Origin of the sequence: Bacillus sp. LUNF1 (assembly GCF_011008975.1) — a bacterium.
GTDB classification, from domain to species: domain Bacteria; phylum Bacillota; class Bacilli; order Bacillales; family Bacillaceae; genus Bacillus; species Bacillus velezensis.
This window is the reverse complement of record NZ_CP048876.1, coordinates 451,153-464,525: the sequence shown is the minus strand read 5'-3', so window position 1 is coordinate 464,525 and position 13,373 is coordinate 451,153. Positions and strand designations below refer to the sequence as shown.

Annotated in this window: 12 protein-coding genes and 3 pseudogenes; 8 read left to right on the top strand and 7 right to left on the bottom strand. The window is 43.3% G+C overall.

Annotation, left to right across the window (positions count from 1 at the left end):
- Positions 1-26: 26 nt before the first annotated feature.
- Positions 27-242: pseudogene (locus G4O42_RS02345) on the top strand (DUF2188 domain-containing protein); the annotation flags it as partial.
- 58 nt (positions 243-300) lie between these two features.
- Here G4O42_RS02345 and G4O42_RS02340 read toward each other — a convergent pair.
- Positions 301-654 carry a hypothetical protein gene (locus tag G4O42_RS02340; RefSeq protein ID WP_038457007.1) on the bottom strand — a complete coding sequence of 118 codons (354 nt, stop codon included), beginning with the start codon at positions 652-654 and terminating at the stop codon, positions 301-303.
- A gap of 656 nt (positions 655-1,310) precedes the next feature.
- Here G4O42_RS02340 and G4O42_RS02335 point away from each other — a divergent pair.
- The 5 genes from G4O42_RS02335 to G4O42_RS19870 all read left to right on the top strand — a co-directional run bounded on the left by G4O42_RS02335 (position 1,311) and on the right by G4O42_RS19870 (position 5,026).
- A complete protein-coding gene (locus G4O42_RS02335; RefSeq protein ID WP_087920751.1) occupies positions 1,311-2,588 on the top strand; it encodes an Nramp family divalent metal transporter in 1,278 nt (425 codons plus the stop codon).
- 105 nt (positions 2,589-2,693) lie between these two features.
- Positions 2,694-2,960, top strand: a complete 267-nt coding sequence (locus G4O42_RS02330; RefSeq protein ID WP_007609521.1) for a hypothetical protein — start codon at positions 2,694-2,696, stop codon at positions 2,958-2,960.
- A gap of 223 nt (positions 2,961-3,183) precedes the next feature.
- Positions 3,184-3,762, top strand: coding sequence for a hypothetical protein (locus G4O42_RS19805; protein WP_171006740.1), 579 nt, complete (start codon positions 3,184-3,186; stop codon positions 3,760-3,762).
- 95 nt (positions 3,763-3,857) lie between these two features.
- Positions 3,858-4,415: a hypothetical protein gene (locus G4O42_RS02320; RefSeq protein ID WP_032872960.1), complete on the top strand. Its 558-nt coding sequence runs from the start codon at positions 3,858-3,860 to the stop codon at positions 4,413-4,415.
- A 380-nt stretch (positions 4,416-4,795) separates the two neighbouring features.
- Positions 4,796-5,026 carry a hypothetical protein gene (locus G4O42_RS19870; RefSeq protein ID WP_032872955.1) on the top strand — a complete coding sequence of 77 codons (231 nt, stop codon included), beginning with the start codon at positions 4,796-4,798 and terminating at the stop codon, positions 5,024-5,026.
- Between the two features lie 392 nt (positions 5,027-5,418).
- On the opposite strand, the gene G4O42_RS20080 is transcribed toward G4O42_RS19870, so the two are convergent.
- Together G4O42_RS20080 and G4O42_RS02310 are read right to left on the bottom strand one after the other, a co-directional pair.
- Positions 5,419-5,553, bottom strand: a complete 135-nt coding sequence (locus tag G4O42_RS20080) for a hypothetical protein (RefSeq protein WP_255322095.1) — start codon at positions 5,551-5,553, stop codon at positions 5,419-5,421.
- Entirely contained in the window at positions 5,553-6,683 is a 1,131-nt protein-coding gene (locus tag G4O42_RS02310; protein ID WP_032872953.1) for a Rap family tetratricopeptide repeat protein, read from the bottom strand. The genes G4O42_RS20080 and G4O42_RS02310 overlap by 1 nt, the downstream gene beginning before the upstream one ends.
- A 663-nt stretch (positions 6,684-7,346) precedes the next feature.
- Between G4O42_RS02310 and G4O42_RS02305 the strand changes: the two genes are divergently transcribed.
- Together G4O42_RS02305 and G4O42_RS02300 are read left to right on the top strand one after the other, a co-directional pair.
- Positions 7,347-7,796 carry a hypothetical protein gene (locus tag G4O42_RS02305; RefSeq protein ID WP_049589365.1) on the top strand — a complete coding sequence of 150 codons (450 nt, stop codon included), beginning with the start codon at positions 7,347-7,349 and terminating at the stop codon, positions 7,794-7,796.
- Between the two features lie 63 nt (positions 7,797-7,859).
- Positions 7,860-8,417, top strand: a complete 558-nt coding sequence (locus G4O42_RS02300) for a hypothetical protein (protein ID WP_032872951.1) — start codon at positions 7,860-7,862, stop codon at positions 8,415-8,417.
- A gap of 35 nt (positions 8,418-8,452) precedes the next feature.
- Here the strand turns inward: G4O42_RS02300 and G4O42_RS20195 are convergent.
- The 4 genes and pseudogenes from G4O42_RS20195 to G4O42_RS02275 all read right to left on the bottom strand — a co-directional run.
- Positions 8,453-8,713 (bottom strand): annotated as a pseudogene (locus G4O42_RS20195) (peptidoglycan-binding domain-containing protein); the annotation flags it as partial.
- 413 nt (positions 8,714-9,126) lie between these two features.
- Positions 9,127-10,848: a pyruvate oxidase gene (locus G4O42_RS02285; RefSeq protein ID WP_014304370.1), complete on the bottom strand. Its 1,722-nt coding sequence runs from the start codon at positions 10,846-10,848 to the stop codon at positions 9,127-9,129.
- A gap of 57 nt (positions 10,849-10,905) precedes the next feature.
- Positions 10,906-11,350: pseudogene (locus tag G4O42_RS02280) on the bottom strand (NUDIX hydrolase).
- A 53-nt stretch (positions 11,351-11,403) separates the two neighbouring features.
- Positions 11,404-13,224 (bottom strand): APC family permease, encoded by a 1,821-nt coding sequence (locus tag G4O42_RS02275; RefSeq protein WP_032872947.1) that lies wholly within the window; start codon positions 13,222-13,224, stop codon positions 11,404-11,406.
- Positions 13,225-13,373 lie beyond the last annotated feature (149 nt).

Below are 13,373 nucleotides of genomic sequence, written 5' to 3'. Positions count from 1 at the left end.
ACACTTTTCATAAAGGAGTGATAGACATGCCTTGGTCTATGAAGGATTATCCGCAATCATTGAAGAATCTCGAGGAACCTGTGAAGAAAAAAGCGATCGAAATCGCGAATGCGATGGTAGATGAGGGTTATGAAGAAGGACGGGCCATTCCCATTGCGACAAGTCAGGCGAAAGAGTGGAAAAAAAACGCTTCTAAAGAAGAAATTGATCAGCTGATGAAACACGATGATGAAACGAAACGCGGAAATTGAATCGGAATAAAGGAAAAACCCCGCTCTCAAGAGAACGAGGTTTTTCTGCTTATAAACCGTAATAATAAGATAGTGTGGTGACTGAAACGTAGCCTGTCGCTCCTGCATACGTGACTTTCAGCCATTTATTAGAATTCGTGTAGTGGCCTTGAACATATTCTCCGGTTACCCAAGAACCTGTAATTTTTTTACCGCTTGAGAATGTTGTGATCGTTGAACAGCTGACCTTAGAGCATGAGCGCATATTAGCACCGTAAATACCAACTGTACCCCCGCTGGCTAAAATGGAAACGTCCGGTTCAGCTTTAGGTTTGAAAGCTGCTGCTGATGCAGAGCCGCCAAAAGCGAATAAAGAAACAGCAAAAATCATGGCGAAAGAAATGATCGACAAACGACGTACCAAGAAAATTCCCCCTCTTTTATCATATGGCTGGAAAGCTTTCCTGACGTTATTATACTTTTTTGCCCGGGAGACTGAAATAAGTCTAATGCTCCAACTTCTTTTCTTCGCAAGTGACCATGCCGATTCTTTATTTGATAAATAACAGCGGTTTATTGGACTGGAATCACTGATATATCGTTGATTCAAACGTTTATTCAGAGCGGTCCGAGTTTTTCCGGAGGTCATTTGAATGGTACAGAAAGGTTTTATCTTCCAATGGAAAGAAACATTATTATTCTATTTACCCGGGAAAACGGAGGAAATACAGCGTCTTTTTCTAAGGATCAGTTGGGCGGACAGGAAGTTGTGAAGTTATATGAGCAAGTGTCCTCTTTTCATCTTTTTAAAAGAACGCTCAACGCATCCGCGCATGATCGGACGCGGAAACACGCTTTGCGAACGGCATCGCTTCTTTCCCGGAACGATGCCGTTTTCATTTTCGGACCTTTCTTCGGCGGGATACATATCATAGATAAAACAGGGCATCTATGTGCCGGTTTATTGAACATAAAGAACTTGACATCTCATAATAGCAGATTTATGATGTAGATAAAATAATTTGCGTCTAGGAAACTTTTTGTTATTTAGCTAAAAATCTATCGGAATTTAGGTGAGACATAATGAGCAAAGACATCTCAGCACAATCACTGCAAGCAAAAGCCGTGCAGGATGCACTTGACGGCAAAAGCAAGGGATTCAAGCGGCTTCTGCCTTTCTTAGGCCCAGCCTTTATCGCGGCGATTGCCTACATTGATCCGGGAAACTTCGCTACGAATATCTCAGCTGGTTCGAAATTTGGGTATATGCTGCTGTGGGTCATCCTCTTTTCAAACTTGATGGCTTTTTTAATCCAAGTTCTTTCCGCGAAGCTCGGCATTGCCACGGGTAAAAACCTTCCGGAAATCGCCAGAGACCGGTATCCGAAATGGGTATCAGCCGGGCTGTGGATACAGGGTGAACTGGTGATTATGGCAACTGATCTGGCAGAATTTATCGGGGCGGCGCTCGGACTCAACCTGCTGTTCGGCATACCGATGGTTGAAGCGGCCATTATCGCGGCGATCGGATCATTCGCGATTTTAGAGCTGCAGCGCCGGGGTTACCGGGCGCTGGAAGCGGGCATCGCCGGACTTCTGTTTGTCGTGGTGATCGCCTTCGCTCTGCAAACCTTCTTTGCCAAACCTGACGCCGCTTCCGTTCTCGAAGGGCTGTTTATCCCGAAAATTGACGGAATGGACAGTGTGCTCTTGGCAACCGGGATACTCGGCGCAACCGTGATGCCGCATGCCATTTACTTACATTCCGCACTGACACAGCGCCGTGTCGTCGGAAAAACGGATAGTGAGCGGAAAAAGATTTTTAGATTCGAGACGATTGACATTCTCATCGCGATGGTGATCGCCGGGGCGATTAACGCAAGCATGCTCATCGTCGCTGCCGCGCTTTTCTTCAAGAACGGGCTGTATGTAGAAGATTTAGACGTGGCTTATCAGCAATTCGGCCACTATATCGGACCGGCTTCAGCCATTCTCTTCGGGATCGGGCTGCTGGCCGCAGGGCTTTCAAGCTCTTCTGTCGGCACATTGTCAGGCGATATTATCATGCAGGGCTTCATCCGTTACCGTATCCCGCTTTACTTGCGGCGTTTCATTACCATCATTCCCCCGATGATCATCATTATCTCAGGGGTCAACGCCACAGAAGCGCTCGTATGGAGCCAGGTCGTTCTTTCATTCGGCATCTCCTTTGCTCTCGTGCCGCTGATTATGTTTACAAGCAATAAACGCCTGATGGGCGCCCTGACGAACCGAAGATGGGTGACGGCTCTTGCCTGGCTGATTGCGGTTTTAGTGATCGCGCTTAATTTGTTTGTGATCTACGATTCATTCCGTTAGAAAAAAACCGGCCATAGCGGCCGGTTTTTCTTTTGACGCCGGGTGCCGTTCGTATCTTTTTCCGGGCGTTTTTGGTATGATAGAAGAAAAATCGGAGTTTTGCTTATGTCAGTATTTATCCTTTTTTATCTGTGGATTGTGCCGATTGTCATCGGCATCTTCTGTTCTCTTATTGCTTATCGGACAACGGGTAAGAAACGTCTGATTCCCGGCTTTTTCATGATCGCATTAAGCATCGTTTCCTTAATTACGGGGCTTTGGATCGGCGGGGTGAACTATCATGTGTTCATCGGGGGCATGTTTTTATTCGGTACGTTATTGGCCGGCTCTGCCTTCCCGTTTTTCTTCGCTCTTTCACGCAAACGAAAATAAACAGGCATGCCGCCTGTTTATTTTTATTCATTAACCCTAAATTATAAAACCGCTCCGATAATGTGATTCCGCCTCAAACAGCCTGTACATGTGTTATATAGGCTTCAGCCCATGTCCCATCATCGAAACTGCAGCCAAAATGAATCCTGCTAAAGAAGATTTTGAATTATAAGAAAAATACTGTATTAAAATCCTATTTACCCCAAAAATACCTATTGATAGAATGGTATCTGAGAGGGGAAAATGTTCAAAGCGGATCATATCGGTCCCGCCTAAATACATAGTCTTTCATTTCTCTCTACACTACATTTCTAAAGGAGGATTTCCCATTAAACACGCAGCTAAAGGCATTCTGTTTGCCGCATCTTTAGCCCTTGTAACTACTGCTTTTGTCCCCGCATCCTTAGCTAAAGAAAATCATAATAATACTGCCAATGCCACTGGAACGGCCAAATCATTTTTTTATCAGACTGATACGCAATTTTCCTACGGACTTAAAGCACAAAGCGATGCATCTGTGTCAAAACCAGTCAAAGATGTAATCAGAGAAGTGCTGAAAAATAAAACAAAATTATTCAATCTTGTTGAAAAATTAGCAGGAAAGAAAATAAGAAATGAACTCGAATCCGTTTTCAATGAACACATAGAACCGGTTTTAAAGAAAATGCTGAACGAGTATGTCGCCTTAAGCTGGGCTGACGTGGAAAAGAATCTTTATCTTTCACTTAAAAAGTCCGGACTTTCTGACAGCCAGGCTAAAAACCTCGCTCAATTGACAACTTTAGCAATGAAAGCATTTTAAAATCATTCATAAATGATCGTCAGGAAAATACGTATGAAGTAATGCAAAGTGCTGTTAGATTCACTCTAATAGCACTTTTTCATTGGAGATGTCACATGACTGTCTTTTTTACTGTTCTGCTCACTTTCTTATGCTGCCTTGTGATTTCATCTCTTATTTTTATGATTCTATTAAAAAAAGAGATCGTGGATACACCGCCAAACCGCTTAGCTCATGCAGCATTCATAGGGCTTATTGGATTCTCTCTGTTCTTCGCTATAACTGTACCCAGCCTAGTTATTTATTTTGCAGCTATAACTGTAAATCATTTTTTCGGAGAATATATCATATATGGTTCACTTTCAGACTTATACATATTTTCTGTCGTCGTCAGTATCTTAGCTTTAGTTTATATGCTTATCCTTACGGCAATTGTAAAAGGAATGACTCATGTTTTGACATTGCCTGCTTGGTCAGCCTACATCCTTGAATTCATTTTTGCATGGGCTGCTGTTTACTTCTCAATTCAATACGTTTCCAATCATATCATTGAGAACATATCTATATTTCAAGGCGGAGAAATTCTTCTTTCATTGTTCATCACTTTCTTATTTTCGGGATTGGATATCCTTTTCACTAATTTGGATAAGATCACAAAAGAGAAATTAGGCTAAGGGGGTAACAAATATGAGGATCATGACATATATATCCTATTTTTCTATTTATTTCGTTTTGCAGGTGGTATGGCTGCTGTTAATAAAAAGAACCTCTAATATATCTCTGATAGATATGATTACGGTGTCCTTCTTATTCACCCTCTTTATGTTCATCTTGGATCATATTTTCAAAAAAAAGCGGACAAATTAGGGACTGTTTTTTAATAATCCTCGGGCTTCTCTTTCGTTTTGAAATGATTCCGGATCTGGAGATGTTTCGATGAGCCATTCATTAATGAATAACACCAGTCTCCGTAAAATACTTCTCCTTTTATATAACATCCTGACTTTTCCGTCATATATTCATACGAAAAAACTGCAAAAGGGAGTAATAAAACATGATATTGTTTATTGGCAAGTTCATGTTGCTCTTTTTACTCTGTTCGCTGGCATATTATCTATTTAAAATTGTTTATTACAATATAGGGAAGAACATTGCGCTTAAAACCTTGAAAGGGACAAAGACAAACCGGACGGCACATGTGTTTGTCAAAAATGGAACTACACTGAATGAGGGAGATTACTTTATGATCGCTGTTGTGACCGCTCTCTGGCTGTTCTTGAGATGAATTGCACTGAGCACTGGTCCTTCATAAGTTTCTTGATCAGCCATCGCTCGCCAGCTGTGGTTTTTCACAATCTCCGTTTCCGTTTAGGGCGGCTAAATGCAAGCCAAGTCGCTCAACAAACAAAAAAAATAAACAGGCATGCAGCCTGTTTATCAAGGTCGAAATCTTCTCGATAGCTCCTTTGTTTTTCCTTGAATGATTGAAGAAAGGCTTAAAAATGGACGGCGTCTTTCTCATGCATGCATCGTTCAAGAAATCATCACAGCAAAACGGAAAAGTGAACGCAATACAAGTAACGCTTAAGAACCTTATGAGGCTGCGTATGTTGATTACTGGATAAGAAAAAGAAATCCCCCAGTCTTAAAAGATGGAGGTCAAAAATTGGAGAATACTTAAATATTTATAGCTTTTTCAGCGATGTGGAAAGTTCCAGAATCACTCATTTCAGCAGTATAAACATTTGTTACACTTAATAATCCAGTGAAAAGAATAGCGATTAAAGCGGAGCTGATTATAACCTTTTTCATTATATAGCCTCCGTAACCTTAAGTATTTGTGTTTGGGCGTGTATGGTTTTCTTTAAAAAGTTTCTTCCCTCTGCATAGTTTCTCTTCTCAAAATGAAAGTCACCTAATTTTTCAGTCAGCTCTGCGAAATCAGACCAAAGGCGTTTCCCTTCTAAGTAGCCTAAGCTTTGTTTCACTGCTGTTTCATTATATTCTTCGTATAATGAATTAATGATTTTTAATTTAGCCAAATATTCTTCTTCATTAGAAGTCCGAGCACGATTTAGAGCCGTTTCATAAAAGAAACGTGCTTCCTTGGCTTTATCACATTGGTACAGGACATTCGCCATCATATATAATGATCTCACTCCATACACTGTATCAATATGTTCTTTCACGTCTATTGCCTTTTTGAAATTCTCTTCAGCAGCAATCAAATTTTTCCCTCTTAAATAAACTAAGCCTAAGTTATGAAAGATCACTCCGATAATTCTTTTCACTTTTTCCTCATCCAAGCCACGGGCGATACTTAATGCTTCCCGATAATATGATTCTGCCTCCGTCAGCCTGTACATATCGTACATGTTAGCACCGACCATCATATTACAGCCAATCACTTTCACTTTGTATAGTTGACTTTTTTCAAACAATTGCTTGGCTTTTTTTAAATGATTGAGGGAAACAAAGTGCTGATCAATTTGATAATAGGCATCAGCTATTTTGTAATGAAATTCAGCTTGCTCCATTTCATCTGATACAGCATTCAACTCTCTCTCTGCTTTGCGATAATAGCTTATCGCTTCAACATACTCTTTATGATCAAATTCATACATTCCACGAAAAAACAATGAGTAATATTTCAAGAGGCCTGTAAGTCTTTTTTGTGGTTTTTCTATTTTTTCAAGCAGTTCGTCGACTGTAGGGCGATCTCTATATCTGTCTTCCGGCTCCAAGGAATCTAACATCAATTGGTGACGAAAGCACATCAATGAATAAAAGACAAGCAAATCCTGATCCTCTTCCATCTCCTCTATTTCCTGTTCTACTTCAGCCTTTAAAATCTCAGCATCAGGCACACTGAACTGGCGAATCATTTTGTACCATTCATTGATCTTGACACCAACTTGGGACGACGGCAAAACTTGATCCATATATACCTCTCCCTCTAATCACTATTTTTGTAATATTATAACTATTTGAACAAAAAGTGAAAACGAAAAAAAACCGCAATTCTCTTTTGCGTCATAATCACTTTGATTAACTTGTTTTTAAACAAGCCTCAGGTAAATTATAACTCAACATTAAATACTGTATAAAAATACTATTTACCCAAAAAATACCTATTGATAGAATGGTATCTGAAGGAGGTGGAAAAATATTCAAAGCGGAGAATATAGGACTATCCTAAATACATAGTCTTGCATTCCGCTGGCAGATTACATTCCTAAGGGAGGGTTTTTCTTTAAACCCGTAGCTAATGGTATTCTATTTGCCACATCTTTAGCTCTTGTAACTACTTCTTTTGTCCCCACATCCTTAGCTGAAGAAAACCGTGATATTACTACTAATGCCACTGGAATTACCAAACCAATTTTTTATAATAATTGATAAGCCGTTTCCCTTTTAGCTTGAACTGGTTTTAAAGAAGCTATTAAACGAATATGTTTCCTTGAGTTGTACTGACATGGAGAGGATATTTATCTTTCACTTAAAAAGTCTGGACTTTCTGACAAGGCTAAAAGCCTCGCTCATTGGACAACGTTAGCGATGAAACATTTTATTATTATTCATAAATTATTAGGAGGAAAATATATATGAAGAAGAAAGTAATTCCTGTAGTTTTAAGCGCAACTCTACTTACATCATTCTTGGGTACTTCAGGTGCTTTAGCAGCTGAAAACAGAACCGCAACTCCTGTACCGGTAACGAAAACTGCACCAGGAACTATTCCAACTGGAATGCCTGGCACTATTCCAACCAAAGCGGCTCTCAATGGTGACTACCAAACCCAAGGTGTAGTTTCATGGTCCTATAAGGCTTTCAGAGCTGCCTGCCGTTCAGGTGGATGGCTTTTATCAAAAGCCTTAAAGCCTTTCTCCCCTAAAGCTGCGGCATGGATTAGAAAAAATTCTAAAAAGGTTGCCGACATTATGGATAAAGGTGAAAATTGGGGTGTAAAACAATTTACAAAAGCTTTTAAAGCTATCGGAGCTCCTACAGATGTAGCTACCACTTTAGCTAAATTCATTGTTGCTTTGATTTAACATATTTAAAATTTAAAGTGCTGTTAGACTCACTCTAATAGCACTTTTTCATTGGAGGTTAACATGGCTATCTTTATTACCGTATTGCTCACCATACTATGCTGTCTTGTTATTTCATCTCTTATTTTTATGATTCTATTAAAAAAGGAGATTGTGGATACACCACCCAACCACTTAGCTCATGCAGCATTCATAGGGCTTATTGGATTCTCCCTGTTCTTCGCTATAACTGTACCTAGCCTAGTTATTTATTTTGTAGCTATAACTGTAAATCATTTTTTCGGAGAGTATATCATCTATGGTTCACTTTCAGACTTATACATATTTTCTGTCGTCGTAAGTATTTTAGCTTTAATTTATATGCTAATCCTTATGGCAATTGTAAAAGGAATTACTCATATTTTTAAATTACCTACTTGGTTAGCCTATATACTTGAATTCATTTTTGCATGGGCTGCTGTTTACTTCTCAATTAAATATGTTTCCAATAATATCATTGAAAACATATCTATATTTCAAGGTGGAGAAATTCTTCTTTCATTCTTCATAACTTTCTTATTTTCGGGCCTGGATATACTTTTTACTAATTTGGATAAGATCTCAAAAGAGAAATTAGGCTAATAAAAAGAAAAGCAGGCAATTTAGAGCCTGCTTTTTTATTTCCATTTTAACATTTCTCCAAGCCTTGCTTTCGTTTTCGGCCCGTAAATGCCGTCAGCAGTCAATCCATACATGGACTGGAACCGTTTGACTGCATTTGCTGTTTTCGACCCGTATGCACCATCTATTCCGTTATTCTTCGCCCCTTTGTCCGGATAGTAATAAAGAGCCGCCAAAGCTGTCTGTATCTGTTTCACGGACGTTCCCTTAGTTAAGGGGCTTGTCACTTTAAAAACGCCTGAAGGCAGCGTGTAAGATGATTTTTTGCCTTTTGTTGGGGGCTGGCCGAATCCGTCAGCTTTAATACTTGGCCGACTTTGATAAAATTCGGATTCTTGATGCCGTTCAACCTTTGCAGGGTGGCCATGCTCACGCCGTTTTTCTGTGCAATGACAGAAAGAGCATCGCCTTTCTTGACGGTGTACGTCGCCCCGCTGGTCTTAGTTCCTGTTTTTGCTGATAAGGGCTGGGCGATGCTGATGTGCGAACCACGTTTGTTATGAACTGTCCTGGTCCTTCTTAAGTTTTTTATCAGCCATCGCTCGCCAGCTGTGGTTATTCACAATCTCCGTTTCCGTTTAGGACGGCTATATGCAAGCCAAGTCGCCTCAACAAACAAAAAAATAAACAGGCATGCTGCCTGTTTATTTTTTTGTAAGCGCCGGCTTTTTTAAAACAGCCGTTTTAAGCTTTTCTTGAGTGACGGCATTTCGATTTTTTGGTTTTCAAAGAAGTTTTTCAGCATGTATTTGCTGAAGCCCTTCGCTTGGCCGTAAGTGATTTTTCCCGGAAGCGGCGGCTCATCGCCGATGACGGCGTCGATGACGACTGGCTCATTTGAGTTGAGCGCTTCATGAAAAGCGGGAGCCAATTCCTCGTGTTTCGTCACTTTGATGCCTTTTGCTCCGCAGCTTTCTGCAAAAGCGGCGTAATCCATATTTTGCAGCTGGGTGACGTAGTCAATGTTGCCTTTGACCCGCTGTTCATATTCAATCATGCCTAAATTTTCGTTGTTTAAAACGACAACCGTAATCGGCAGTTTGTATTTAACAGCCGTCGGCAGGTCCTGCATCACCATTGAAAATCCGCCGTCTCCGCAAATGGCGATGGACTGCCGCTCAGGTTCGGCAAGGCTTGCGGCAATCGCTCCCGGAAGCCCGCATCCCATCGTGGCGAGCCAGCTTGAGACGATAAAGTCCTGCTTCTTCATTTTAAAATGGCGGGCCATCCACACCGTAACCGTTCCGACATCCACCGACAGGACAGCGTCCTCTGCGGCGGCATCCTGAAGCCGGGCAATGACCTGCTGCGGCTTGAGCGGATGAGTCGCTTCGGTTTCATCCTTTTCGATTTCCTTCCACCAATGCTTCATGTGCTCGGTGCAGGCGTCTAAAAATCTTCTGTCTTCTTTATATTCAATGTATTCCGTCAGCTCTTTCAGCCCCAGAGCCGCATCACTGACAATTCCCGCATTGACGGGATAGCGCTTCCCGATTTTCGCCGGATCCGAATCAAGCTGAATGGCAGGCGTATCATCTGGGAGATAATCCCTGTACGGGAACGATGTGCCGAGCATAATCAGCAGATCACATTCCTCCATGGCTTCGTAGGCGGGCTTTGTGCCGATTTGTCCGAGATTCCCGAGAAAGTGGGGATGGCTGTCAGGCACGACGCCTTTTGCCGGAAGGGTAATCACAATTGGAGCGGCCGCTTTATCGGCGAATGCGAGCAGCTCCTCTTTTGCTGATTTTAACCCTTGGCCGGCGAGAATGACCGGTTTTTTTGCGTTGTTAATATATTGCGCGCATGTCACGAGATGTTCTTTTTTCGGCTCTATATCGGCTTTGAGGTATATCGGCGATGTATAAACCGGCTCCCGTTTGATTTTTTGCGCGAATAAATCATCAGAAACGGTTAAAACGGCAACGCCTTTTTTGCTGTAAGCCGTGCGGATCGCCTGATTCAGAAGATCGGGCAGCGCTTCTGCCGTATGTACTTGCTGGTTGAACACCGCCACGTCCTCAAACATTTGCTCTAATTTGATTTCCTGAAAGCTGTCACGGCCGATTTCATCGGAAGCCACCTGTCCCGCAATCGCCAGCACCGGAACGCCGTCCGCTTTGGCGTCGTATAAACCGTTCAGCAGATGAACGGCCCCCGGCCCTGCGATTGAAAGACAGACACCGATCTGCCCGGTCAGTTTTGCCTCAGCCGCGGCGGCCAGGGCTGCGACTTCTTCGTGCCGGGTTTGGATGAATGTCAGGTTATTTCGTTCATGTCTCAGTTCTTCGATAAATTCATTAATGCTGTCTCCGGGAATGCCGTATATATGACCGACTCCCCATTGTTCAAGCAGCTCCGTCATTACGTGTCCTGCTGTTTTACTTGGCATACTGCATCCTCCTTTTACCTGTATTCATCCCCTTTTTCAAACGGGTTGAAACACGGGCTATACTCTCAGCTTTTTTCTTAGCAGATCAAGGATGGATAACAGATTCCGGTCTTTAAGGACTGCCTTATGATTTGCCGCCCCATTGAGTCCGTCTTTTATTTGCTGTTTTCTGTTCGGCACCATGAACAGCGGCAGCCGGTTTGGGGAAAACCAGCGTAAGGCGGCGGTTTCCGGCCCGTTCATCAGCGGAGTTCCTCCGGTAATGGCTCCGATGAAAACGTGCTGTGTATCTTCAAATGCCGGCCTTTCATACTCACCGGCTTTTTTTATGATGGTCACGTTATAACCGGTTTCTTCGAAGGCCTCTCTGACGGCTGCGGCTTCAGGTGTTTCACCTTCTGCGATCCCGCCGCCGGGCAAATCCCATAAGGGAATGTTTTCGTTTTACGAGCAATATGTCCCGCCCGTCATTTTGTATGATGACAAAAGCGCCTTGTGCCATGTCGTCCTCCTTTACAAAAAAGACCGCGGCATTTCAGCCTGCGGTCTTTGCCGTTACTTTTTAAAATGATACGGCAGGGTGGCGACGATGATGTCCTTCTTCCAAAACAGCCGGACGCGGAGCAAGAAGGCTGATTGGTTGTGAAGGATGGTCTGCCAGCGTTTCTTCGTAATAAATTGCGGAAACAGCACCATCACGGAGAACTGTTCTTTTTTCGCTTTCTGTTCGACCGTTTCTAAAAACTTATCAAACGGGTGAACCAAACTGCGGTATGAGGAATGCAGGGTGACGAGGCGGACGCCGTTATGAAGCTCTTCCCAGCGCTTTTCCACCTTTTTTTCGTTTTCTCTGTCAAAGGAAACATGAACCGCAATGACCTGATCCGATAATGATTTCGCATACTGAATCGATTTTTGGACGACGGTGGTGACACCGGCGACAGGCACGATGACGACAGTTCCCTTGATTTCCTCAGGCTGCTGATCAACGACCCGCAGCTGTTCGCCGACCGCGGTGTAGTGATTTTTAATGACGAAAAACAGCATGACGACAGCAGGCATGAATAACAGCACCGGCCAGACAAGATTGAACTTTGTCGCGAATAAAATACACAGCACCATAAATGAAATGGCGGCGCCGCATGAGTTGATCAGCATTTTTACCGCCCAGCCCTTCGGCTTCTGCCTGATCCACTTGATGCACATTCCCGTTTGCGACAGCGTAAACGGAATGAACACGCCGACAGCATAAAGCGGAATTAAATGTTCCGTGCGGCCCCCGAATAAAAGAATGAGCAAGATGGACGCGATACCGAGAAAGATAATTCCGTTTGAAAATCCTAACCGGTCGCCCCGTACCGTAAACATTCTCGGCATATACTGATCGCGCGCTAAATTAAACGCCAGCTGCGGAAAAGCGGAAAAGCCCGTATTCGCCGCAAGCACGAGAATCAAGGATGTAACGCCTTGAATGAAATAATACACCGTATGGCGGCCGAAAGTTTCCGCGGCGATTTGTGAAATAACGGTCTCGTCAGGCTTCGGTCCCGTGCCGTAGCCGTACGCCAGCACCGTAATCCCCGTAAATAAGATCGCCAGCAGAATCCCCATCATGGCCAAAGTGCGGGCCGCGTTTTTCGCCGGAGGATTTTTAAAGGCAGGGATCGCGTTTGAAATGGCTTCAACACCGGTCAGTGCCGAACAGCCGGATGAAAAGGCCTTCAGCAGCAAAAACAGCGTGATGCCCGCCACGGGTGTGCCGATCGGCGTGTGTTCGGCCGGATGAACCTGACCCGTCATAAGCTTAAACAGTCCGACGACGATCAAAAGGACAAGCGCCGCCACAAACAGATAGACGGGATACGCCAAAATGGACGCCGACTCTGACAGTCCTCTCAAATTTAAAATCATAATCAGAATCACAAGCAAAACAGCAATGAGCAAATGATGCGGGTGCAAAGCCGGAAATGCCGATGTAATGGCGTCAGTTCCGGCAGAAATGCTTACCGCCACCGTCAGAATATAATCAACAAGCAATGAGCCGCCCGCAATCAGGCCCGGCTTCTCACCAAGGTTTTCTTTTGAAACCATATAAGCGCCTCCGCCTTGCGGATAAGCGTAAATAATCTGTCTGTAGGACAGAATCAAAGCAAGCAGCAAAATGAGAACGCCGACTGCGATCGGAATGGAATACCAAAACGCGGCCGCGCTTACCGCAGCCAAAATGATCAGAATCTGTTCCGTTCCGTAAGCAACTGATGACAGCGCGTCTGAAGAAAGCATGGCGAGCGCCTTGAGTTTCGTGAGTTTCTGCTCTCCGGCCGCCTGTGATTTCAGCGGTTTCCCAATCAAAAATCTTTTGATTGAATGGTACATTTGTTGTCTTCCCCTTTTTTTCATTTTCCGTTTGATTTACAAACTCTTACTGCTATGATGTCTCCGAATGCTGATTGCATGCCTTATTTCAGCACAGCAAAAAGACACAGAGGCAAACGGATGCCCCTGCGCCATAATCGTGCACAGGT

What these genes read in the sequence shown, in the direction of transcription:
- G4O42_RS20080 (WP_255322095.1), bottom strand. Translation starts at nt 5,553, where the DNA reads ATGAAAAAGGTTATAATCAGCTCCGCTTTAATCGCTATTCTTTTCACT.
- G4O42_RS02320 (WP_032872960.1), top strand. Translation starts at nt 3,858, where the DNA reads ATGACTGTCTTTTTTACTGTTCTGCTCACTTTCTTATGCTGCCTTGTG.
- G4O42_RS02305 (WP_049589365.1), top strand. Translation starts at nt 7,347, where the DNA reads ATGAAGAAGAAAGTAATTCCTGTAGTTTTAAGCGCAACTCTACTTACA.
- G4O42_RS19805 (WP_171006740.1), top strand. Translation starts at nt 3,184, where the DNA reads ATGGTATCTGAGAGGGGAAAATGTTCAAAGCGGATCATATCGGTCCCG.
- G4O42_RS02300 (WP_032872951.1), top strand. Translation starts at nt 7,860, where the DNA reads ATGGCTATCTTTATTACCGTATTGCTCACCATACTATGCTGTCTTGTT.
- G4O42_RS02310 (WP_032872953.1), bottom strand. Translation starts at nt 6,683, where the DNA reads ATGGATCAAGTTTTGCCGTCGTCCCAAGTTGGTGTCAAGATCAATGAA.
- G4O42_RS02330 (WP_007609521.1), top strand. Translation starts at nt 2,694, where the DNA reads ATGTCAGTATTTATCCTTTTTTATCTGTGGATTGTGCCGATTGTCATC.
- G4O42_RS19870 (WP_032872955.1), top strand. Translation starts at nt 4,796, where the DNA reads ATGATATTGTTTATTGGCAAGTTCATGTTGCTCTTTTTACTCTGTTCG.
- G4O42_RS02275 (WP_032872947.1), bottom strand. Translation starts at nt 13,224, where the DNA reads ATGTACCATTCAATCAAAAGATTTTTGATTGGGAAACCGCTGAAATCA.
- G4O42_RS02285 (WP_014304370.1), bottom strand. Translation starts at nt 10,848, where the DNA reads ATGCCAAGTAAAACAGCAGGACACGTAATGACGGAGCTGCTTGAACAA.